Annotated in this window: 22 protein-coding genes; 18 read left to right on the top strand and 4 right to left on the bottom strand. The window is 35.4% G+C overall.

Translation table 11 applies throughout. From position 1 onward, the window contains the following. Window positions 1–15 precede the first annotated feature (15 nt). Both NAT51_RS01025 and NAT51_RS01020 read left to right on the top strand, forming a co-directional pair. Window positions 16–621 (top strand): DUF4254 domain-containing protein, encoded by a 606-nt coding sequence (locus NAT51_RS01025; protein ID WP_250594186.1) that lies wholly within the window; start codon window positions 16–18, stop codon window positions 619–621. 10 nt (window positions 622–631) lie between these two features. Then, window positions 632–1663: a glycosyltransferase family 9 protein gene (locus NAT51_RS01020; protein ID WP_250594184.1), complete on the top strand. Its 1032-nt coding sequence runs from the start codon at window positions 632–634 to the stop codon at window positions 1661–1663. 12 nt (window positions 1664–1675) lie between these two features. On the opposite strand, the gene NAT51_RS01015 is transcribed toward NAT51_RS01020, so the two are convergent. Both NAT51_RS01015 and NAT51_RS01010 read right to left on the bottom strand, forming a co-directional pair. Further along, window positions 1676–2461, bottom strand: a complete 786-nt coding sequence (locus NAT51_RS01015; RefSeq protein WP_250594182.1) for a hypothetical protein — start codon at window positions 2459–2461, stop codon at window positions 1676–1678. A gap of 155 nt (window positions 2462–2616) precedes the next feature. Then, the gene (locus tag NAT51_RS01010) at window positions 2617–3669 is read right to left on the bottom strand and encodes a ferredoxin--NADP reductase (RefSeq protein ID WP_250594180.1); all 1053 of its coding nucleotides are present in this window, start codon (window positions 3667–3669) and stop codon (window positions 2617–2619) included. A 161-nt stretch (window positions 3670–3830) separates the two neighbouring features. On the opposite strand from NAT51_RS01010, the gene porW reads away from it, so the two are divergent. The 4 genes from porW to NAT51_RS00990 are packed head-to-tail and all read left to right on the top strand — an operon-like array spanning window position 3831 to window position 7436. Continuing rightward, window positions 3831–6431, top strand: a complete 2601-nt coding sequence (gene porW / locus NAT51_RS01005) for a type IX secretion system periplasmic lipoprotein PorW/SprE (RefSeq protein WP_250594178.1) — start codon at window positions 3831–3833, stop codon at window positions 6429–6431. A gap of 5 nt (window positions 6432–6436) precedes the next feature. Then, window positions 6437–6823 (top strand): bactofilin family protein, encoded by a 387-nt coding sequence (locus NAT51_RS01000; protein WP_250594176.1) that lies wholly within the window; start codon window positions 6437–6439, stop codon window positions 6821–6823. Continuing rightward, window positions 6813–7043 carry an AtpZ/AtpI family protein gene (locus tag NAT51_RS00995; RefSeq protein ID WP_250594174.1) on the top strand — a complete coding sequence of 77 codons (231 nt, stop codon included), beginning with the start codon at window positions 6813–6815 and terminating at the stop codon, window positions 7041–7043. Before NAT51_RS01000 ends, NAT51_RS00995 begins: the two co-directional genes overlap by 11 nt. Before the next feature lie 3 nt (window positions 7044–7046). Next, window positions 7047–7436 (top strand): hypothetical protein, encoded by a 390-nt coding sequence (locus tag NAT51_RS00990; protein WP_250594172.1) that lies wholly within the window; start codon window positions 7047–7049, stop codon window positions 7434–7436. Here NAT51_RS00990 and NAT51_RS00985 read toward each other — a convergent pair. Next, window positions 7426–8817 carry an RCC1 domain-containing protein gene (locus tag NAT51_RS00985; protein WP_250594170.1) on the bottom strand — a complete coding sequence of 464 codons (1392 nt, stop codon included), beginning with the start codon at window positions 8815–8817 and terminating at the stop codon, window positions 7426–7428. The genes NAT51_RS00990 and NAT51_RS00985 overlap by 11 nt on opposite strands. 301 nt (window positions 8818–9118) lie before the next feature. Between NAT51_RS00985 and atpB the strand changes: the two genes are divergently transcribed. The 6 genes from atpB to atpG all read left to right on the top strand — a co-directional run bounded on the left by atpB (window position 9119) and on the right by atpG (window position 14164). Further along, window positions 9119–10288 (top strand): F0F1 ATP synthase subunit A, encoded by a 1170-nt coding sequence (atpB, locus tag NAT51_RS00980; RefSeq protein WP_250594168.1) that lies wholly within the window; start codon window positions 9119–9121, stop codon window positions 10286–10288. A gap of 43 nt (window positions 10289–10331) precedes the next feature. Then, window positions 10332–10523 carry an ATP synthase F0 subunit C gene (atpE, locus tag NAT51_RS00975; protein ID WP_073308008.1) on the top strand — a complete coding sequence of 64 codons (192 nt, stop codon included), beginning with the start codon at window positions 10332–10334 and terminating at the stop codon, window positions 10521–10523. Between the two features lie 81 nt (window positions 10524–10604). Then, entirely contained in the window at window positions 10605–11102 is a 498-nt protein-coding gene (locus NAT51_RS00970) for a F0F1 ATP synthase subunit B (RefSeq protein WP_262921774.1), read from the top strand. Window positions 11103–11109: 7 nt separating this feature from the next. Further along, the gene (atpH, locus tag NAT51_RS00965; protein ID WP_250594166.1) at window positions 11110–11643 is read left to right on the top strand and encodes an ATP synthase F1 subunit delta; all 534 of its coding nucleotides are present in this window, start codon (window positions 11110–11112) and stop codon (window positions 11641–11643) included. A 14-nt stretch (window positions 11644–11657) separates the two neighbouring features. Further along, the gene (atpA, locus tag NAT51_RS00960; protein WP_250594164.1) at window positions 11658–13235 is read left to right on the top strand and encodes a F0F1 ATP synthase subunit alpha; all 1578 of its coding nucleotides are present in this window, start codon (window positions 11658–11660) and stop codon (window positions 13233–13235) included. A 71-nt stretch (window positions 13236–13306) separates the two neighbouring features. Beyond that, entirely contained in the window at window positions 13307–14164 is an 858-nt protein-coding gene (atpG, locus tag NAT51_RS00955) for an ATP synthase F1 subunit gamma (protein ID WP_250594162.1), read from the top strand. A 65-nt stretch (window positions 14165–14229) separates the two neighbouring features. Here atpG and NAT51_RS00950 read toward each other — a convergent pair whose 3' ends face one another. Next, on the bottom strand, window positions 14230–16308 hold the full coding sequence (locus tag NAT51_RS00950) for a prolyl oligopeptidase family serine peptidase (RefSeq protein WP_250594160.1): 2079 nt from the start codon (window positions 16306–16308) through the stop codon (window positions 14230–14232). 53 nt (window positions 16309–16361) lie between these two features. Here NAT51_RS00950 and NAT51_RS00945 point away from each other — a divergent pair, with 53 nt between their 5' ends. The 6 genes from NAT51_RS00945 to NAT51_RS00920 all read left to right on the top strand — a co-directional run bounded on the left by NAT51_RS00945 (window position 16362) and on the right by NAT51_RS00920 (window position 22179). Beyond that, window positions 16362–16802, top strand: coding sequence for a GNAT family N-acetyltransferase (locus NAT51_RS00945; RefSeq protein WP_250594158.1), 441 nt, complete (start codon window positions 16362–16364; stop codon window positions 16800–16802). 89 nt (window positions 16803–16891) lie between these two features. Next, window positions 16892–17554 (top strand): kinetochore protein SPC24, encoded by a 663-nt coding sequence (locus NAT51_RS00940; protein WP_250594156.1) that lies wholly within the window; start codon window positions 16892–16894, stop codon window positions 17552–17554. Window position 17555: 1 nt separating this feature from the next. Further along, entirely contained in the window at window positions 17556–18677 is a 1122-nt protein-coding gene (locus NAT51_RS00935) for an MFS transporter (protein ID WP_250594154.1), read from the top strand. Between the two features lie 31 nt (window positions 18678–18708). After that, window positions 18709–20523, top strand: a complete 1815-nt coding sequence (locus NAT51_RS00930) for an OmpA family protein (protein ID WP_250594152.1) — start codon at window positions 18709–18711, stop codon at window positions 20521–20523. A gap of 51 nt (window positions 20524–20574) precedes the next feature. After that, entirely contained in the window at window positions 20575–21345 is a 771-nt protein-coding gene (locus tag NAT51_RS00925) for an ABC transporter permease (RefSeq protein WP_250594150.1), read from the top strand. Window positions 21346–21348: 3 nt separating this feature from the next. After that, complete coding sequence (locus NAT51_RS00920) at window positions 21349–22179, top strand: ATP-binding cassette domain-containing protein (RefSeq protein ID WP_250594148.1); 831 nt, start codon at window positions 21349–21351, stop codon at window positions 22177–22179. Window positions 22180–22189: the final 10 nt, after the last annotated feature.

Raw genomic sequence — 22189 nt, 5'->3', positions numbered from 1 at the left:
TAAAGAGTCAAAACTATGTTTGCAGAATTTGCTTTTCCAATATTTGAGCGTTGTATCAATGACTATCACATAATTGATGATGTATACCAACCAGCTCTGAATCCGTATGAAAAAGGTTCAATAGAATATTTATTGTATGCTAAAAACTGGGTTGATACCGTACAATGGCACTATGAAGATATTATCCGTGATCCGCAAATCGATCCGGTTGCAGCATTGGATTTAAAACGTAAAATAGATGCTTCCAATCAGGTTCGTACAGATATGGTGGAGTACATCGACAGCTATTTTTTACAGAAATATGCTGGTGTACAGGTGAAAGCAGATGCTAAAATCAATACCGAAAGCCCGGCATGGGCTATCGACCGTTTGTCAATTCTTGCATTGAAAATTTATCATATGAGTGAAGAAGCTAACCGTGCCGAGGCAACTCCGGAACACAGAGCTAAATGTCAGGAAAAATTAAATGTTTTGTTAGATCAGAAAAATGACATGTTCGTTTCAATCAGTCAGTTGATTGAAGATATCGAAAACGGTGATAAGTATATGAAAGTGTACAAGCAAATGAAAATGTACAACGATGAGGAATTGAATCCGGTGTTGTATCAAAATAAAAAATAAAACGGTTTCGATGTCAGACATCAAACACATTTTAGTTATAAGGCTCTCGGCTATGGGTGACGTTGCAATGACGGTTCCCGTTTTGAGAGCTTTTTCTTTACAATATCCCGATGTAAGGGTTACTGTAGTTTCACGTCCTTTTTTTAAGCCTTTTTTTGAAGGTATTCCTAATTTGGAATTTTTTGCAATTGATTTGAATAACAGACATAAAGGATCTGTAGGGTTACTCCGTCTGTACCATGATTTAAAAAGGAAGAATATCGATGCTGTAGCCGATTTACATAATGTATTACGCTCTAAAGTAGTCCGTAATTTATTTGCTTTAAGCGGAAAAATAACCGCTGCGACAGATAAGGGCAGAAAAGAAAAAAAAGCATTGACGCGGATCAAAAATAAAGTCTTTGAACCGGTCAAATCGATGTTTGACAGACATTGCGATACTTTCAGAAAATTAGGTTTTCCATTAGATTTGTCACAATCGGTTTTTCCTGAAAAAAGAGAAATTTCCAAAGATGTTTTATCTTTTTCAGGTGCTAAATCTGAAAAATGGATTGGAATCGCTCCTTTTGCCCAATTCGATTCAAAAGTGTATCCAATTGATTTAATGCAGAGAGTTATTGATGGATTGGCCCAAACTGAAAGCAAACTATTTTTGTTTGGTGGAGGTGAAAAAGAGATACAGCTTTTAAACCAGTTGAAATCCAATCACTCCAATGTAATTGTAGTCGCAGGGAAAATTAAACTTCCACAGGAAATGGATTTGATTTCGAACTTGGATGTGATGCTGTCTATGGATTCCGGAAATGCACATATAGCGGCAATGCTTGGAGTAAAGGTAATTACAGTTTGGGGTGCCACACATCCTTATGCAGGATTCAAACCGTTTAATCAACCGTTTGCTTTTTGCATCACTGCTGATAGAAATAAATACCCACTGATTCCAACATCAGTTTATGGAAACAAGAAAGTTGAAGGCTATGAAGATGCAATGCAAAGCATTTCACCGGAAACAGTTATTGATACAATTAAAAAGGAGCTTTAAAGCTCCTTTTTTTTATCTTCCGATATACGTTACGTTAACTTCACAAAAATTACCTAAAGCAGTTGATCTTCCCACAATATGAGCATTGTTTTCGGTTATATTATCATCGGCCACGCCATTGTAACAACAATTGATTGTGCAGTTCTGACCGGCTGTTAAATACACATTTACATTGATATTCGTTTCATTGAACAGTTCATAGTATTCGGTTGCTGTATCACTGTTATAAAAACTTGATGAATGCGAATATTTTCTATAATCGGTTCCGTTTATGGTCATTTTAAAATTTCCCTCCACAAATCCTACTTTTGAAGAATTTGTGTCTACAGTTCCGGCACCCAGATACCCTGAAAAAAGAATAGTATATCTTCCGGTATAAGGTGCTGTAAATGATTTTGAATTAAGTCCGGGAATGTTAGTGTAAGTTAAAGATGTTGCTACCGTTAGATCACTCGTTTGTGTGAACTTTGTTTCATAATAACGGTGAACCTGTGATACCCAATTGGTACCATCCCAATAGTAAATACCCGGGATAACACCATAAGTCCCAGCAGTTGTTGCGGTATTGAACACGGCTGTTCCAACTTCCAAAACATTGTTTCCGGTTGCAGGATTAATGACAGGAGCTGCAGCATTTGATGCTGTTAAGGCGATTCTTGGCATCAGGAATCCATTAGTGGAGCTGGTGATGTCCAATGCTCCTTTTGGGCTTGTAGTTCCCACCCCAACCTGTGCATTACTGGAGGCGCAAAGCAACACCAGTATTGCCCGGAGGGAATACTTTAGATAATTCTTCATTTTTTGGTCTTTTAGTTAGTTGTTTTTGAAAAATTTTCAGCGAAACTAACTAAAAGCCAAATATTTACTAAAGTTTTTGAGGTTTATTCGATGAATACATTAAAAAAACCGACTAAATGAAAAAATACTTTATTTTTTTTAAAAAAAACCTAAGTTTATACATCATCATAATCCACAACTATCTCAGTAGTAGTTGGATGCGCTTGACAGGTTAAAACTAAACCTTCTGCAATTTCTTTATCGGTTAAAATTGAATTTTTCTTCATCACAGCCGTACCTTGGGTAACACGTGCAATACAACTGCTGCAAACTCCACCCTGACAAGAATAAGGAGCATCCAAACCTTGTTTTAATGCGGCTTCCAATAAAGTTTGTTTAGCAGACATTTCAAAAGTGGTTTCATCTGCATCAACTATAACGGTTATTTTAGAATGATCTGCAGCGCTTAAATCAACTTTATTTTCTGTTGGCGAAGCCGAAAATAATTCGAATTTAATAGCTGATTCGGGAATGTTTTTTTCTTTTAAGGTTGAACTTACGATATTGATCATTTCTTCCGGACCACACAGATAGAATTTTGAAAACTCTTTACCGATGTGTTTCGAATTCAATACATTGTTCACAACCGATTTGTCGACTCTTCCAAAAAATGCTTCCGGAGCATTACTCTGACTGTAAACAAAATGGATAAAGAAACGACCAAGATACTTTTGTTGTAACTCAATTAATTGATTATGGAAAATTGTTTCTTCTGCCGATTTGTTACCATAAACCAAAACAAAAGTGCTTTGTGGTTCACCTTTTAAAACCGACTGGATTATGGACATAATCGGAGTAATTCCGCTTCCTGCCGCAAATGCCATGTAATTTCTTTGCCTTTCTGAATTGGGTTCAAAAGTAAATTTTCCTTCAGGAAGACCAACTTCAATGACATTTCCAACAGTTAACTGCTCATTGGCAAATTTTGAAAAATTACCATTTTTAACAGCTTTGATGGCGATACGCAATTCACCGCTTGAAGGAGCCGAACAAATGGAATATGCCCGTCTCAATTCCTGACCGTCCAACGTAAGTTTTAAATTAACGTATTGACCTGCAGTGAATTTGTAAAAATCCTGAAACTCCAAGGGCACATTGAAAAGTACCGAAATTGTATGTGGAGTCTCTCTTGTAATTTCTTTTATGGCTAATTTGTAGAATGATGACATATCTATTTCTTTTTGACAAAATTACTAAACAACATTGAAAATCTCCCGCTGTTTGTTAAAATTAAACTAACTTAAATAGTAAGAATTTCAAAAAGAAGCGTACATTTACGGGTTATAATACTAAAAAACTGATTTTTAAGTTTATATTTTAAAACTTTTTTATGTTGAAAATTAAGCACTTAAAATATTTTTCCCCACCTCTTTTTTTGTTTTTGATTGTAGCCTGTTCTACGAAGAAGAATTCATTTGTTAACCGGAACTGGCATGCTGTCAATACAGAATACAATACTTTGTACAACGGTGACCTTGCATTGGAATCCGGGATTAACGAACTGAAGTCAGGTTACTCAGATAATTTCTGGGAATTGCTGCCGGTTGAACGTATGCAGATTTCTGAAGAAGCTTTGTTACCGGGTGAAAAAGGGAAAAACAAAAATTTTGAGCGTGCCGAAGAAAAAGCGACCAAGGCCATCCAGAAGCATTCGATGAATATTGAAGGCAAGGAAAAAAACATGCAAATGGACGAAGCACACCTGCTTTTGGGTAAAGCCCGTTATTATGACAAGAGATTTGTACCTGCTTTAGAAGCATTCAATTATATTTTATACAAGTATTCCAATTCGGATAAAATTTATGAAGCTAAAGTATGGCGTGAAAAAACCAATATCCGTCTTGAAAATGATGCATTGGCTATCAAGAATTTGAAATTGATGTTGAGAAGAAACCAATTAAAATCCCAGGTTAAAGCTGATGCAAATGCGATTTTAGCCCAGGCATTCATCAATTTGGAAGAAAAAGACAGCGCAATTACTCCGTTAAAGATAGCAATCGAATCAACAAAACATAAAGAAGAAAAAGCACGCTATCATTTTATCTTAGGTCAAATTTACCAGTCGTTACAATACAGTGACAGTGCTTATGCACAGTTTCAGGAAATTATCGACATGAAACGTAAATCACCACGTCATTATGTAATCAGGGCACATTCAAAACAGGCACAACTTGTAGATCATACTAAAGACACCATTGCATTTCTTGAAAAATATGCCAAGTTGATGAAAGACAGGGAAAACAGACCTTATCTTGATGTACTGAACTTTGAAATAGGATTGTTTTATGACCATTTGAATAAAGAAAAAGAAGCAGTTAAATTTTATAATAAATCATTGCGTTCACCATCAACCGATAGTTATCTTCAAGCTACAACATATAAAAACCTTGCTGCAATTTATTTCGACAAAGCTGAATATACAATTGCCGGAAAATATTACGACAGTACGTTAACACGTTTGGTGAAAAAAAATAAAGAATATTTCAGTATTGCCAAAAAACGCGAAAACCTGAATGATGTTATTAAATACGAAGGAATCGTTAAATACAATGACAGTATTTTAAATGTAGTTTCATTATCACAGGAAGGACGTATTAATTTTTACGAAAAACACATTGAACAATTAAAGGCTAAGGAAGCTGCCAGAAAAGAACTGGAGAAAAAGCAAAAAGAAGCAGCTGAAAATGCAAGAGGTGTAGAGGAATTTAAACCTGCAGAATTAGCTGTAAAACCTAATGGTCAAACCGGTGATCCTACATTAAGTCCGCCAGGATTTAACACAACACAGGATAAATCTCTGTTTTATTTTTATACACCAACAACAGTAGCTTACGGAAAGGTGGAATTCCAAAAAAGATGGGGTAAGAGAGCTTTAAAAGATAATTGGCGTTGGTCTGCCCAAACAGAAACCGACAAAGCAACGGAAGAAAATAAAAACACAGACGTAAAAACTGAAGAACCTGTTTCCGAAATTTACACTGTCGATTATTATTTAAAACAAATACCAACTTCACAAACCAGATTGGACAGTTTAGCCCGTGAACGCAATTTTGCCAATTATCAGTTGGGAGTTATTTATAAAGAGAAATTTCAGGAGCCGGATTTGGCCTCCACTAAATTTGAAAGAGTATTGAGCAGTAATCCTGAAGAAAGATTAGTGCTACCTTCGATGTATAACCTGTATTTGATTTACCAGACTAAAAATCCGTCTAAAGCAGAAGATTTAAAACGAAACATCATTACCAATTATCCTAATACAAGATATGCGCAAATCCTTAGCGGACAAATTTCCGAAGAACCTTCGTTGAATTTAACCCCTAATGAAGTTTATAATAATACGTTTAAATTGTTTGGAAACCAGGAGTATGTTCAGGTATTGCAAACCATTGATAAATGCCTGACACAGTTCGCAGGAGATGATCTGATTCCTAAATTCGAATTATTGAAAGCAAGTGCAATTGGTAAATTACGTGGTGTTGAAGAATATAAAAAAGCAGTTAATTATGTTGCTTTGACCTACCCCGAAAGCAAAGAAGGAAAACAGGCTGAGGATATTTTAAAAGTGAGTGTTCCTGTTTTGGAACAAATGGCTATTTCATTGGATACAGTTTCAACCAACTGGAAAGTACTTTATAAAGTTGGCAAGAAAGATGATCCTGTAACAGTTCAGTTAATCGAAAAAATTAATAAGTATATTAAAGAGAAAGATTACAGCAAATTCAAAGTTTCGTATGACGTATATAATGAAACAGAAAGTTTTGTGGTTATTCACGGAATTTCTTCAAAAGAATTTTCAGTATACTTGATTGAATTGCTCCAAACCACCAAAGATTATAAAATTAAAACACCGGCTCAGGTTATTTCTTCCGAAAATTACGCAGTTATTCAGGTAAGAAAGAATTACAACCTGTTTTTAGAACTTAAAATTTAGAATCGATGTTTAAAGAAAGCTCAAAATCTTATACCGATGCTCTCGGGAAAACGAACCGAATTGTAGAAGGAACATCCATTGAAGGGAATATAGAATCACTAGCCGATTTCAGATTAGACGGTAAACTGGTTGGTAATTTCACATCAAAGGGCAAATTGGTTGTAGGTCCAGCCGGAAGTGTGGTTGGAGATATCAATTGCGTTAATGTGGATGTGGAAGGAAAAGTTGAAGGTAAAATTGTGGTGTCTGAAATTTTGAATGTGAAATCTAATGCGATTGTTAACGGGGAAGTAACCTGCGGTAAACTTGCCGTGGAACCCGGTGCCGATTTCAATGCCAGCTGTGTAATGAAGACACCGGTGAATAATTCTGCACTAACTGATGGAAAATAATAAACCGGAACCTAAAAAAGCAAACAAATGGTTGGTTTTAATCAATATCCCTATTCAAATGGGATTAATCATTTTTTTGTTTTTTAAACTTGGGGAATGGCTTGACATCAATCATCCTAACGATAAAATTTATTATAGTAAACTACTAACGGTTGTGGGTGTTTTTTTAGCATTGTACAGCGTAATCAAACAAGTGAACAGGTTAGGGAATAATAATTAATTAATGGAATTAAGGGAAAATAAACCTGTCCTGCAAATAACAGGTATTGGTTTTTTGGTTTACAGTATTCAAAAAATTCTTTTTGCGGTATTCAATATAGATATTTCGTCTTTTCAAATTCCTTTGGAAGTAATGCATATTATAATGCTTTTCTTTTCAGTGGTAATCATGCTGATACTTAATATGGTTTTTATAAAAAATAAAGATGTAGTGGGAATGACTTTTTTGCTTCTTACTTCTATAAAAGTATCAGGTATTTATTTTATTGGATCGTTTTTTATCCTTGAAGAAGGAAGTATTGTTGAAAAATGGAATTTTTATGGGCTTTTTGCTTTGTATCTCGCTTTGGAGACTCTTTTTACAGCCCGAAGATTAAATAGGACTAATTTCTGATGAATTTAGCCTGGTATAATTGACCATTGGCAGCAGCCTGAATGAAATACATGCCAGAAGATAAGCCTTCCACATTTATTTCTTCTGAGACAAGAGGTTCAATTAAAACTTTCCCAAATAAATCTATAACCTTTATAGATGTAAAAGAAAGATTTTTTTCATTTCTTATACTTATAAAAGAATGCGCCGGATTTGGATATATGGCAATGGATTCCTGATTTTCAAAATCAGTAGTGGTCAATGTTGGACAAGTAATGGCAACGGGAGAACTTTTGGCTATTTGGGAACCATCTCCTAATTGTCCCCAAAGATTACTTCCCCAGGTGAATAAACTCCCATCTGCTTTTATCGCAACGGTGTGTGTTATCTTTGAATCAATATATGCCCAGTTATTACTGAAAGTGTTTTCCTGAGTTGGAACTAATGTTGGTGATGGTGGTGTTGGTGTTAGTGATGAACCAATGCCCAATTGTCCGGTTGCATTTCCTCCCCATGACCATATAGATCCATCATTTTTGATGACTGCTGTATGTTGGTGTCCTTTTGCTATTTTGACTGCACCGTTTAAGGAAGCAATATTAATAGGAGTGGTTTTGTCGACAGTGCTTCCGTCTCCCAATTGTCCTGTTGTATTTCCTCCCCAAGTCCAGAATGTTCCGTTTGTTTTTATTCCCACACCATGATCACGTCCGGCCAAAACTTTTGACCAGTCAGTATCTGTACCTATTTGCATGGGTGCGTAAGAAGTCGCTGGTGTATTGGTTCCGAATCTTGACGTATTGTTTGTTCCCCAAGCCCATAATTCCCCATTGGTTTTTACAGCAAGAGAATGTTGTGTGCCTGCCGAAATACTTACCCAATTTGTTGCGGTACCAATTTGAACAGGAGCATTCCGGTCATCGGTTGAATTATCACCCAACTGTCCGAAGAAATTATCACCCCATGCCCAAAGCGTCCCGTTTGTTTTTAATGCAAGAGAAAATTCATCACCAGCTGAAATATATGCCCAATCAGTGTCTGTTCCTATTTGCTGTGGAGTGTTAAAGCTGGATGCATTTGAACCAATACCAATTTGTCCGTCAGAATTTCTTCCCCACGCCCAAAGTGTTCCATCTGTTTTTATTGCCAAATTATGTGAATTACCGGCGGAAATTCTTGACCAGTTGCCGTCTGTTCCTACCTGTTTTGGTGATTTATTAATGGTTGAATTGTTCTCTCCGGTTCCTAATTGCCCCGAATTATTCCTTCCCCATGACCACAAAGTCCCACCATCTCTTAAGCCTATTGAGTGTATTCCACCGGGAGAAACTTCGGTCCAACACTGAGAATGAGCTATTAAGGAGTATAAAATGAGAGTATAACAAAGTAAAGTTTTTCGCATATATTTCAGATTTAAGGAGCCTACTAAAGTATAAAAAAATAAGTTATTAACAATTTTGAATGTTTCTTATCGACGAAATACTTGTTTTGTCGCTGAAATACAGCATTTTACGCTTATAAAATACGTTAAAATTGTTGATAACTCCATCGGAACGAGTTGATTTTTAAGGGAAAAGGATCTAAAATAAGCACTCAAAAAGTCTTAAAAACAGCTTCAAATAAAAAAAATAATTTAAACGTTTTGGATATTAATAAAAAATGTACCTTTGCACCAAAATTAAACACTAGCATAATAGTTTTTTATGGCGATTACAAAAAAACCGGTATCATTAATATTGTCAGCAATTTTTGGGCTGTTTGCCTCAGCTGTTTTAGCTAATCCTACCACTGATTCTACAAAGGTAACTTCACACGAAAAACATGAGACCCATGCTGTTGCTCATGATTCAACTCATGCAGCTGCTGCTCATGAAGAAAAAGAACTAACCCCAGCTGAAGAAAGAAAAGAGTTTATCCAGCACCACCTTTTGGATTCGCACGATTTTACTCTGTTTTCTTATGATAAAGAATCAGGTCATGAAAAACATTTTGGATTTTCACTACCGGTAATTTTATGGGAAGATGGACTGCATATCTTTTCGTCTGCAAAATTCGAACATGAAACTGCTGTAGTTGAATCTAACGGGAAATACTTCAAAATCGAACACGGTTTAATATACAATTCTGACAAGGATGGTCATATAGATCATGAAGCTCATTTAAATCCGTTAAAAAGGCCACTTGATTTGTCAATTACTAAGAATGTATTGATGATGATTATTGTTGGTTTTTTGATGATTTTATTATTCACAGGTTTGGCAAAATCTTATAAGAAACACGGAAGTGTTCCAAAAGGAATAGGAAGATTTTTTGAGCCTATCATTGTATACATCCGTGATGAAATCGCAATCCCTAACATTGGTGAAAAGAACTATAGAAAATACATGCCGTTTTTATTAACGATTTTCTTCTTTGTTTGGTTCTTGAACATGTTCGGATTAACACCACTGGGAGTGAATGTAACAGGAAACATTGCTGTTACTGCTGCATTGGCAATCTTAGTTTATCTAATAACAACGCTTACAGCTAAGAAAGATTACTGGTTGCATATTTTATGGATGCCGGGAGTTCCAACATGGATGAAGCCAATCTTAGCACCAATTGAATTGTTGGGTACAATTATTAAGCCGTTCTCACTTACAATACGTCTTTATGCTAATATTTTAGCAGGTCACGTTGTATTAATGAGTATCATTGCGTTGATGTATACATTCAACAATGTGGTAGGAAGTGGTTTGTCATTCTTCCTAGCTTTTGTACTTTCATTATTGGAAATTTTAGTAGCATTATTACAAGCATACGTGTTTACTATGTTATCAGCATTATATTTTGGTGCTGCCAGTGAAGAACATCACCATGATGACCATCACTAAGAATTTAAAAATTTGAATGTTTAATTAATTTAATATACACATTATGACTATTCCAAACATTGTAGGAGCTGGTTTGATCGTTATCGGAGCAGCATTAGGAATTGGTAGAATCGGTGGTTCTGCTATGGACGCTATTGCTCGTCAACCAGAAGCTTCAGGTAAAATCCAAACTGCTATGCTTATCGCTGCAGCTCTTATTGAGGGTATTGGTTTCGCTGCGTTATTCGCTGCTTAATAAACCGAAAGCAAACAATAGCATTAACGGTTGGTTAATGCTGTTGTTTTTAAATCAAATTAAAATTAAAATCTATATATAATGAATTTATTAGGTCAATTTTCATTAGGATTATTTATAATTCAAGCTGCATTATTTGTATTACTAGTTATCTTGTTAAGAAAATTTGCATGGAAACCAATCCTTGAGGCAGTTAATACAAGAGAAGAAGGAATCAGAGATGCTTTAAAAGCTGCTGAAAATGCAAAAAAAGAAATGCAGGATTTGCAGGCTAACAATGAGCGTATTTTACAGGAAGCACGTTTAGAGCGTGACACTATGCTAAAAGAAGCCCGTGAGATCAAAGAAAAAATGATTGCTGATGCAAAAGAAGAAGCACAAACGCAAGGTCAAAAAATGATTGAGCAGGCTAAAGCTTCTATCGAAGGTGAGAAAAATGCTGCTATGGCTGAATTGAAATCTCATGTATCTTCACTTTCATTGGAAATCGCTGAAAAATTATTAAAAGAGGAATTGTCTAACAAAGAATCTCAAGTAAAATTAGTTGAGAAATTGTTAGGGGATGTAAAATTAAACTAATTCGAGCATGTCAGGTACAAGAGCAGCCATTCGCTATGCGAAAGCAATTTTAGACTTAGCCAACTCAAAGAGCGTTGCTTCAGAGGTGAGCCAAGACATGACTTTGATTGCGAATACTATTAAAGAAAACAAAGAGTTACAGGCTTTTATTGAAAACCCTACTCTTAAAAATGAAGTAAAAAACAGTGCATTGTTAGAAGTGTTCGCTTCAGTAAATGGTGTTACTAAAGGTTTATTTCGATTGTTGTTCGAAAACAAACGATTCGAGATTTTAGAATTGATTGCTGTAGAATACAACAGATTGTTTGATGAGGCTAATGGAGTTGAAGTAGCTAAAGTTACTACTGCCATCGCAATGACTTCTGAAATTGAAGCAAAAGTTTTGGCTAAAATTAAAGAGTTTTCAAGCAAAAAAATAAGCATTGAAAATATTGTAGATCCTGCAATTATCGGAGGATTTATTTTAAGAATAGGCGATCAGCAGTACAATGCTTCTGTTGCCAACAGGTTACAAGTTTTAAAAAGAGAATTAAGTAATTAATTATTTATATAATTATGGCGGATATTAAACCTGCTGAGATTTCAGCAATATTAAAAAAGCAATTATCAGGTTTTGAATCTGGTGCTACGCTAGAAGAAGTAGGAACAGTACTTCAAGTTGGAGATGGTATTGCTCGTATCTTCGGGCTTTCAAACGTTCAATACGGTGAGTTAGTAGAATTTGATAACGGTATGGAAGGTATCGTTTTGAATCTTGAAGAAGATAATGTTGGTGTGGTATTATTAGGCCCTTCAACAGGTTTGAAAGAAGGTTCTACTGCTAAAAGAACTCAACGTATCGCTTCTCTTAAAGTAGGTGAGCAAATGGTAGGACGTGTAGTAAACACTTTAGGACAGCCAATTGATGGTAAAGGTCCTATCGGTGGTGACTTATACGAAATGCCTTTGGAGCGTAAAGCACCGGGAGTAATTTTCCGTCAACCGGTAACTGAACCGTTACAAACAGGTATCAAAGCAGTAGATGCTATGATTCCGGTTGGACGTGGTCAGCGTGAGTTGGTAATTGGTGACCGTCAAACTGGTAAATCTACAGTTTGTTTGGATACCATCCTTAATCAAAAAGAATTTTATGATGCTGGTAAACCAGTATTCTGTATATATGTAGCGGTTGGTCAAAAAGCATCAACAGTTGCAGGAATTGCAAAAATGTTAGAAGAAAAGGGAGCAATGGCATACACGGTTATCGTTGCAGCTAACGCTTCTGACCCAGCTCCAATGCAGGTTTATGCTCCATTCGCAGGTGCTGCAATCGGTGAGTATTTCCGTGATACAGGTCGTCCGGCTTTAATCGTTTATGATGATTTATCAAAACAAGCGGTTGCTTACCGTGAGGTGTCTTTGTTATTAAGAAGACCACCGGGGCGTGAGGCATATCCTGGAGACGTTTTCTACTTACACTCTCGTTTATTAGAGCGTGCTGCAAAAGTTATCGCTGATGACGATATCGCTAAAAACATGAACGACTTACCTGAGTCATTGAAATCAATCGTTAAAGGTGGTGGATCATTAACAGCTTTACCGATCATTGAAACACAAGCAGGTGACGTTTCTGCATATATCCCAACTAACGTAATTTCGATTACTGACGGACAGATTTTCTTAGAGTCTGATTTATTCAACTCTGGTGTACGTCCTGCGATTAACGTAGGTATTTCTGTATCTCGTGTTGGAGGTAATGCACAAATCAAATCAATGAAGAAAGTATCTGGTACATTGAAGTTAGACCAGGCTCAATTCCGTGAATTGGAAGCATTCGCGAAATTTGGTTCTGATTTGGATGCAGCTACATTAAACGTAATCGAAAAAGGTAAACGTAACGTTGAAATCCTTAAACAAGGATTAAACGCTCCGTTCACAGTTGAAGATCAGGTAGCAATTATCTATGCAGGTTCTAAAAACTTGTTAAGAAACGTACCAGTAAATAAAGTGAAAGAATTCGAGAAGGATTTCTTGGAATTTTTGAACGCAAAACACAGAGATACATTGGATGCTTTGAAAGCTGGTAAACTTGATGACAACATTACTGATGTTATCGAAAAGGTTGCAAAAGAAGTATCTGCAAAGTATAACTAATAAAGTAAATAGTAAATAGTGATTAGTAATAGCTAATCACTATTTACTAGTCACTAATTACTAAAGTAAGAATGGCTAATTTAAAAGAAATCCGTAATAGAATTACTTCCGTATCATCGACGATGCAAATTACATCTGCGATGAAAATGGTTTCGGCTGCTAAGCTTAAAAAAGCACAAGATGCTATTACAGCTATGCGTCCTTACGCTGAAAAATTAACCGAATTATTGCAAAATCTTTCGGCTACTTTAGAAGGTGAGGTAGGTGGAGACTATACTACACAAAGAGAAGTAAAGAAAGTGTTGTTGGTAGCAATTACCTCAAACAGAGGTTTGTGTGGTGCTTTTAACACGAACGTGATTAAAGAAATCAAAAACATCACGGATAAATATCAGGGAGTTCAGGTAGATGTATTGGCTATCGGGAAAAAAGGAAACGATGTCCTGAAGAAAACACATACTATTGTTGAAAACCAAAGTGCTATTTTTGATAATCTTACATTTGATAATGCAGCAACTGTGGCTTCATTGCTAACAGATAAATTTGTTGCAGGTGAGTATGACCGTATCGAATTGGTTTACAATCAGTTTAAAAATGCCGCAACGCAAATTGTGAAAGCAGAACAGTTTTTACCATTGGCACCAATTGAGAAAGGTACTGCAGTTGCGGGTGATTATATCTTTGAACCTTCGAAAGAAGAAATTGTAATGACTTTGATTCCTAAATCATTGAAGACACAATTGTACAAAGCTATCCGTGATTCATTTGCTGCTGAGCACGGAGCACGTATGACGGCTATGCATAAAGCAACTGATAATGCAACAGAATTGAGAAATCAATTGAAATTAACATACAACAAAGCGCGTCAGGCAGCAATTACAGGAGAAATCTTAGAGATTGTTGGTGGAGCGGAAGCGTTGAACGGTTAAGATTGAACAAAATAATAATAAAAAAAGAGTCCATTTTGGACTCTTTTTTTATTAACGATGTTTATTTATTGTTTCATCAAATAATAGATCAAGTAATCATAAAACTCAGCATCTTCCTCTACACTTTTATGATATGTATTTCCTCCATAATGGCCTAAGTTCTTTTTGGTAACTAAGAAAACAGGATTTTTTTGAGCTTCACGATTTTGTAGTGTCGCTGCAAATTTATAGGAATGCAACGGTGGAACACGATCATCATTATCCGCTGTGAAGATTATGGTAGTTGGATAGTTTATATTGTCTTTTATTTTATGTAAAGGAGAATAACTGAATAATGATTTGAAACCGGTTTCCTTTTCAGGATCACCAAATTCATCAAGATGATACCTTCCTACAGTGTATTTATGGGCAATCATCATGTCAAATACTCCCACTTTTGGCAAAGCTAATTTATACAAATCGGGTCTTTCGGTTAAAGCATATCCTACAACTAAACCACCGTGAGAACCACCTGTTATGGCTAATTTTTGCGGATTTGTATATTTTTCTTTTATTAAAAATTCTGAAGCATCTATAAAATCATTTAGACCATTGATTTTATTTAATCCGCTTCCTTTTTTATGCCAATCGTTTCCTTTTTCACCACCTCCTCTTATTTCAGCAAAAGCGTATACTCCTCCTTTGTTAATAAAATTCAATAATGAATTGTCATAATGAGCAGAACTGATTAATCCAAAACCACCATAAGCTTCAAGAAGACATGGAGTGCTTCCGTCAAACTTTATATTTTTTTTGTAAACGACAGTAATCGGAATATCTATATTTTCCCTGTTTTTAAAGCTTATGCATTTTACCTGAAAATCCTGATAATCATAAACTACTTCTTCATTGGGATTAAGAAGTATTGCATTTTCTTTTGAAAGATTTATTTTAAAATTTTTTCGCGGATTAGTATACGAATCAATATTGAAATATAAATCGTTTTCCTTTTCGTCAAAATCGCTATACGTTATATTGGAACCTTCTGGAGCCTGTATTTTTTTTATGAATTTACCATCATAATCATAAACTGATAAATAAGTTTTTCCTTGGGTTTTATACTGGCAAATTATGTTCTTGTCAGTAAAATCATGATCAACAAGTAAATTGTTATAGTATTGGGGAATAATTTGTTTGTCATCTTCTTTGTTATTTAAATCAAAACAACGCACTTCACCCCAATTGTATTTTTTTGTAGAGTAATATATTCTTCCTTTGTGGTAATTTATAAAGTTAAATGAATTATCGAAATCTTCGTGAAATAGAATCAGTTCAAATTTTCCTTTATTTAAATCAGCATAATAATATCTTTTTTTAAATAATTTTTCGTTCTTTTCAATTAAGAAAAACATCGATTTGTCATTAAAAAAACTAATCTCAGAATTTATGTCAGTTCCTTCAAATATTAAGGAATCAACGCTTTGAGATGTGTTTAATTTATGATAGAAAACTCTATAGGTAGAATCTTTTGCAAAATGACGTTTATTGATATTCAATTTGTAAAACACACCCTCGTCTTTATTCCATGAAATATTAGAGAATTTTACATTCGTTAAACTGTCTTTAATCATTTTGTTTGAGTTCAAATCAACAAATCGAACCTCAAGGCGATCGCTTCCGTTTACTCGTAGTGCACATGATAAATATTTAGAATTTAACGAATTGGAAATATCATCAATAGAAACGTTTTTCTTTTTATATACTTTGTTTGGATTAAGAACTTCTACAAATTTTGAATTTTCATCTCTTTGAAGAAACAAAAGGGGAGATTCTTTTGGATTTATGGTCGAATAATAAAATTTAAAACCTTTTTTGAAATTTATTGCGACAGAACCAGTAGTTTCGGAGTTGTATATTTTTAGTTTTTCAATGGTTGATACTTTCTTTTTTACTTTTGAATAATTTGTAGAAGAAATTGAATTTTGATTATTTATCCATTGTTTTACTTCATCCGAATCAAGATTTTCCAACCAGGAATACGCATCATTAAATTGTAAATCAAATTTGGAAATTTTATTGTCAATTTTTTTTGTTAACAAAGAGCCGGTTTGAGAAAAAACATTTGCACTCAGGAAAACAAAAAAGAAAAAGCTTTTTAAATTCATAGTATTATTTTTTGCAAAAGTACCGTAAATTTATAGATGTTAAAAGAACATTTATGCAACTAAAAGAACTCACCACCCTTGAAGAAATGTTGGATCAGCTCGAAACCATTCATTTTCTGTATCCCAAAATGACCCACGAAAAGTACGAAAGTTACCTTCGGTTAATGATCCCACATAATTATAAACAATTGGCTGTTTTTGAAGGAGACAAATGTGTTGGAATTACCGGTTTTTGGAAAGGTGTTAAGCTCTGGTCTGGACCTTATATCGAAATTGATAATTTTGTGGTACATCCGGATTACCGTAAAAACGGCATCGGAAAAATGATGACTGATTATATTGATGCCAAAGCCCATGAACTAGAAAGCACAATGATTGTTCTTGATGCTTACGTTGAAAATTTCACAGCACATAGGTTTTATTACAATCAAGGATTTGTACCAAGAGGATACCATTTCCTTAAAATCATTAATCCGGATCAGTTGAGCTCATAATTCCAAAACTTTTTTATATTTTTATTACATCTAAAAGTAACTTTTTTGATAAGCTTACGTATAAATGAAGTAAACAAAAACCAAAATACATGTCAAAAGAGAGTTTTAATTGGAAAAGTCTTTTTATAAACGAAGAGGCTAACAAATCTGAATCTTCAAGCCAGGAACCTCAAACCGTAATACCAGCGAACAAATTTCCGGAAGTAAACGCTCCCGTGAATATTCCCTCAAATTCCAACAATCCTTTTTTAAATGAAATTTTGGAAGTATACCAAAAAGGATTTGAAGGATTGAACCATGAAGGTTTTGATTTCTTCGAATTGTATAAATCAGTATCAGCTGTTGGAGTGACAAACCCACAAAGTTACCAAATGGCATTTGCGATGGGTAAATCGCTTAATCCGGGATTGAGCAAAGAAGTGCTTATGGAGAAAGCGAAGCATTACCTTTCTGAAATTGATAAAGTACACCAAAAGTATGATGCAACCGGCAATGCTAAAAAAAGCGACCTGAATAATAAATTAACTCAGGAAAAAAATACATTAACAAAAGCAATATCAGATTTAGAACTGAAAATTTCTGAACTTCAAAAGGAGTTGGACCAGAAAAAAAGTGAATTTGAAAAAGTTGACTTGCATAATCAGGAAGACTTCTCTCAAATTGAATTGAAAATTGAAGCGAACAATATTGCAAGACAAAGAATAGTTGATTCAATCAACACAGTTTTAACAGGAGTAAACCAGTATTTATAAGATGAATAAAATCGAACAGGAAAAGAGCACTTTATTGGAATTGCCAATCCTTAAACACTTTGACGAAACAAAAGGTGAGATTGCATTAAAAACCGATGCATTAAAAAAAGGTGAAAAATCATTATTTTGGGTTATAGCACTTGGTTTATTGGGAGTGAGTGGTTATTTGTTATGGACTTACATCATTCCGCCATTGTTTACCATGTTGGGTCAGGCAATTGCTTTGTCAGCAACCGGAATTTTCCTGATCTTTTTGGTGATTATGTTCCCGGTAATCATGAAGGCATTACGCTTTGCTGCCAAAAACATGCACAAAGCCTTAATCCATAGTAATCCATTCAACGAACTGGAAGAGCAAAAACAGAAGATGATCAAAAACCGTGAAGTTTTCAAAAATACCAAAGCGAAGCTTAAAGGTTTAAAAAACGAAATGGAAATGGAAGCCGGTAAATCTGAAAAAGAAGCCAAAGATTTTCAGGAGCAGGTTTTAAGCTTACAACGTCAGTCTGAAAAATTAAAATCAGCTATGGACGAAATGGTGAAGCAGCATGGTGTAGGAGCTAAAGATACGGATGAGTATGTAGCACTTCAAAGTGAATTAGCTAAAAAATTAAGTGACTCACAACGTGTTTCAAATCAATATGAACAAAGTAAGACCTTTATCCAGAAGTATGGTGTAAGAGCCAATGTTCTTGGAAAAATGGACAGAAAATTAACATTGGCAGGAACTGCAATCGATATTAAAATTGCCGATTTCGATACTACAATAACCATGTTGAGAAAAGAATACGAGTTTGCACGAAATGCAAAAGCAGCAACAGAAAGTGCAAAAAACGCGATGATGTTCACAAAAGACTGGGAATTGGAATATGCTTTAGAAGTAGTTACGTCAACAATTGCGCAGGACATCGCCAGAACTTCCGAAAATCTTATCGATATCGATGCGTTAACGTCACAATATTCGGTTGATAATGATGAATTGTACACAAGATTGGATTCTTTGGCCGATAAAATTAAAACAGGCGATAACACAATTCCTGATTCGACAAAGTATACAAGTCCAAATTATAAAATGAGTAAAGAGGACAAACAAAACGCCGGAGGATTCGGTGACATATTTTAATAAACACACTAAAACAAAATAATTACGTAAAATGGGAAAAATTTTAAGAATGGCTAAATTGACGACTTTTTCAGAGTTATTGATTGTAGCTGTAGGTATTGGAGGAATCTTGGGAGGAATATATTTTATTTCCCCAGGAATCAAAACGGCCGTTTCCAAACAATTGGGCGGAATGGAATTAAACTCCACAGATGTTAACAACGTTACCAATGCTGAAAAAATAGCGCTTCCTTCAAAAGAAGTATCAACGGAAGTAGCTAGTAAACCTCTTGTTCGTATCGCAGGTTACGCTTGGAACGGACAATCAGGAATCATCGTTTCAAATGGTGGACCGAAAACCACTAAAGGTTCATTAATGGAGAAAAACGGTGTGAACCTGCAAATCATCCGTCAGGACTGGTTATCGGAACTTCGTAATATGCAAATGAAATTTATCGAAGAATTTGACAAAGGTCAGGAATTCCCTTCTTCAGATAAAAGTGCATTTGCAGTAATGATCATGGGTGACGGTGCGCCGTTTTACATTAGCTCGGTTCAAAAAGCTTTGGATGAAAAATACGGACAGGATAAGTATCACGTTCAGGTTATGGGAGCGATTGGTATGAGTTATGGTGAAGATAAATTAATCGGACCTCCAAGCTGGAAATCTGATCCTAAATCTATGAAAGGTTCAGTTATTTCAGCTGTATTGGGAGACGGTGACTGGGTAACAACTGTAAATTACGCTTTCGCTAACGGTTTGAAAGTAAACCCGGATCCAACAACGTATGATGCTGATGCAGTAAACATCTATCCTTCTGAAAATGACGATTACATGAAATCGGCTGAAGAGTTGATCAAATCACAAACTACAGGTTGGACCGTTTCTTTGAAAGAAGTAAGCAACGGAAAATTAACAGGTAAAACAGTAAACCGCAAAATTGACGGTTGTGCTACCTGGACGCCAGGAGATAAAACAGTTTTCGATAAGTTAACAGGATTCGTGGATATCGTTTCTACTAAAGAATTCAACAACCAGATGCCAACGGTTTTAATCGGTGTGAAAGAATGGGCAACTAAAAATCCTGATATTGTTTCCAATATTTTGAAATCGGCTTTAACAGCTTCTAACCAAATGAAAAACTATGAGGATTGGAAAGTTAGAGCTTCGGAAGCAGTAGCAGATACATACCAAATCGAAAACGCTGAGTACTGGTACAAAATGTTCAAAGGACAACAAGGAACTAAAAACGGTTTAACGTATAACATGGGTGGATCTAAAGTATTCAACTATGCCGATGCAATGCAGTACTTCGGAATGTCAGACGGTGTGAACAGATATAAATCGGTTTACAACCAGGTATCAGGTTATTTAACAGAATTGAACCCGTTTAATTTCAATGAAAATGTTGGTAAAGTAGTTGGATATGAAGAAGCGGTAAACTTATTCTTCCTTAAAAATATCAACGATATCGAATCAACATCGGCAGATAAAGCAGATTACTCAAAACAATCTACTGAGATTATGGCTTCAGGAGAATGGAAAATCAATTTCTCTTCAGGAAGTACTACCATCCAAAATAATTCTACTAGAGATTTAGAGAAAATCTACAACTTGTTAATCCAAGCTGAGAACTCTAAATTGACTATCGTTGGACATACAGACAATGTTGGTAAAGCTGAAAGCAATGTGGTTTTATCAAAAGGGAGAGCACAAGCTGTTGTGGATTACCTGAAACAAAAAGGTATTCCTGAAAGCCGTTTCCAAATGATCGACGGTAAAGGTTCAAACGAACCGGTTGCAGATAATACTTCTGAGTCTGGTAAGGCTAAAAACAGACGTGTCGTTATCACATTCTTGAAATAATAAAATGAACAATATAAACAGGCTATCCTTCGGGGTAGCCTTTTTGCTCTTATGATGAAAATAATCACTCCGTTTGAGAAACTCTCAAAGTCAAACAAAACTTTCATTTTAGCCGGTTGGATAGTTGCCTTATTGGCAGTATGGTTTTTGGGAACCATGGGAGAGAAGCATTTGTTTCCTTCCCCGACACAAGTACTAAAAGGATTTTCAGAATTATACAATGAAGGTTTGGTAGTCCACATCTTCAATTCATTGACACTTTGTTTCCTGTCCATTTTTATTGCGGTAATCTTATCGATGATTTTTGCGTATTCGTTCCCGATTCCTTTATTGAAACCTATTGCTGAATTCGTGACCAAGCTCCGTTTTTTACCGTTCACCGGAATATCGTTTTACATAACAATGGTAATTCATGAAGCACGTAACATGCAAATCTGGATTATGGTTATCTTTTTAACCACATTTTTAACAACCTCTTTAATTGCGGTAATATCATCAATTCCGCAGGAAGAATTTGACCATGCCAAAACCTTGAAATGTTCGCGTTGGGAAGTGTTATGGCAGGTGATCATTTTGGGAAGAATCGATCATGTTATCGATGTAATCCGTCAAAACCTTGCCATCACCTGGATGATGCTGGTTACGGTCGAATCAATTGTGGTAGCATCTGGTGGATTGGGTTTCCTAATCAAAAATTCCGATAAATTCATGAATCATGGCCGCATCATCGCATTGCAGATTATCATTTTGTTAATCGGTCTTTTTTTAGACTGGGCGATAAACTTTTTAAGAAAATCAATATTCAGATACTCAAAAATATAACCGATGGAATACGAGTTAAAAGAGACTTTACTTTATGTAGAAAACCTGAGTGTAGCTTATGATGATGTGACAATCATCAAAGACATCAGTTTGATTGAGAAAGATGTTGTAAGACCGGGAAAAGACCAAACAGGCCAGATTATTGCTGTTGTGGGAAGATCTGGAAGAGGGAAATCGACTTTTTTCAAGGCACTTACCGGATTGGTTGAACCGAATTCAGGTAAGATTCTGATTAAAGATTTCCAAAATGATGAACCTAATTCGGCTAAACCTGTAAAAGAAGGTGATATTGGTTTTGTGGACCAAAAGTATACCTTGTTTCGTCATAAAACCGTTCGCCAGACACTGGAATTTGCGTTGCGTAAAAGCCCGCTTTTAAAAACGGAAAAAGATAAAAAAATTAATGACCACATCCAGAAATGGGGACTGGAAGCCTGTGCCGATAAATACCCAAATGAACTTTCAGGCGGACAAAGACAGCGTACAGCCATCATCGAACAATTGTTTTCTTCGGATAAATTTATTGTGATGGATGAACCGTTCTCCGGATTGGACATCGGAAATATCCAGGAAGTAAAAAAATCATTTGATTTATTGTGTGACGAATCCGAGTTTAATACTGTACTGTTCTCAACCCATGATATCGAATTGGCTATTGAAATGGCTCAGGTAATTTATGTGATTGGTCATCCAACGGTTAATGGCGTAAAACAAAAATACGGATCGATCATAGCGCATTATGACTTAAGGGAAAAAGGAATGGCCTGGAAAGAGTATGGAGATGATCATAAAAAATTATATAAAGAAATTGTTCATCAGATGATGGAATCTTAATTCGCACCGA

This window comes from Flavobacterium amniphilum (assembly GCF_023634845.1).
GTDB lineage: Bacteria > Bacteroidota > Bacteroidia > Flavobacteriales > Flavobacteriaceae > Flavobacterium > Flavobacterium amniphilum.
Note: the sequence above shows the minus strand (reverse complement) of the source record. Positions and strands in the feature narration are given on the sequence as shown.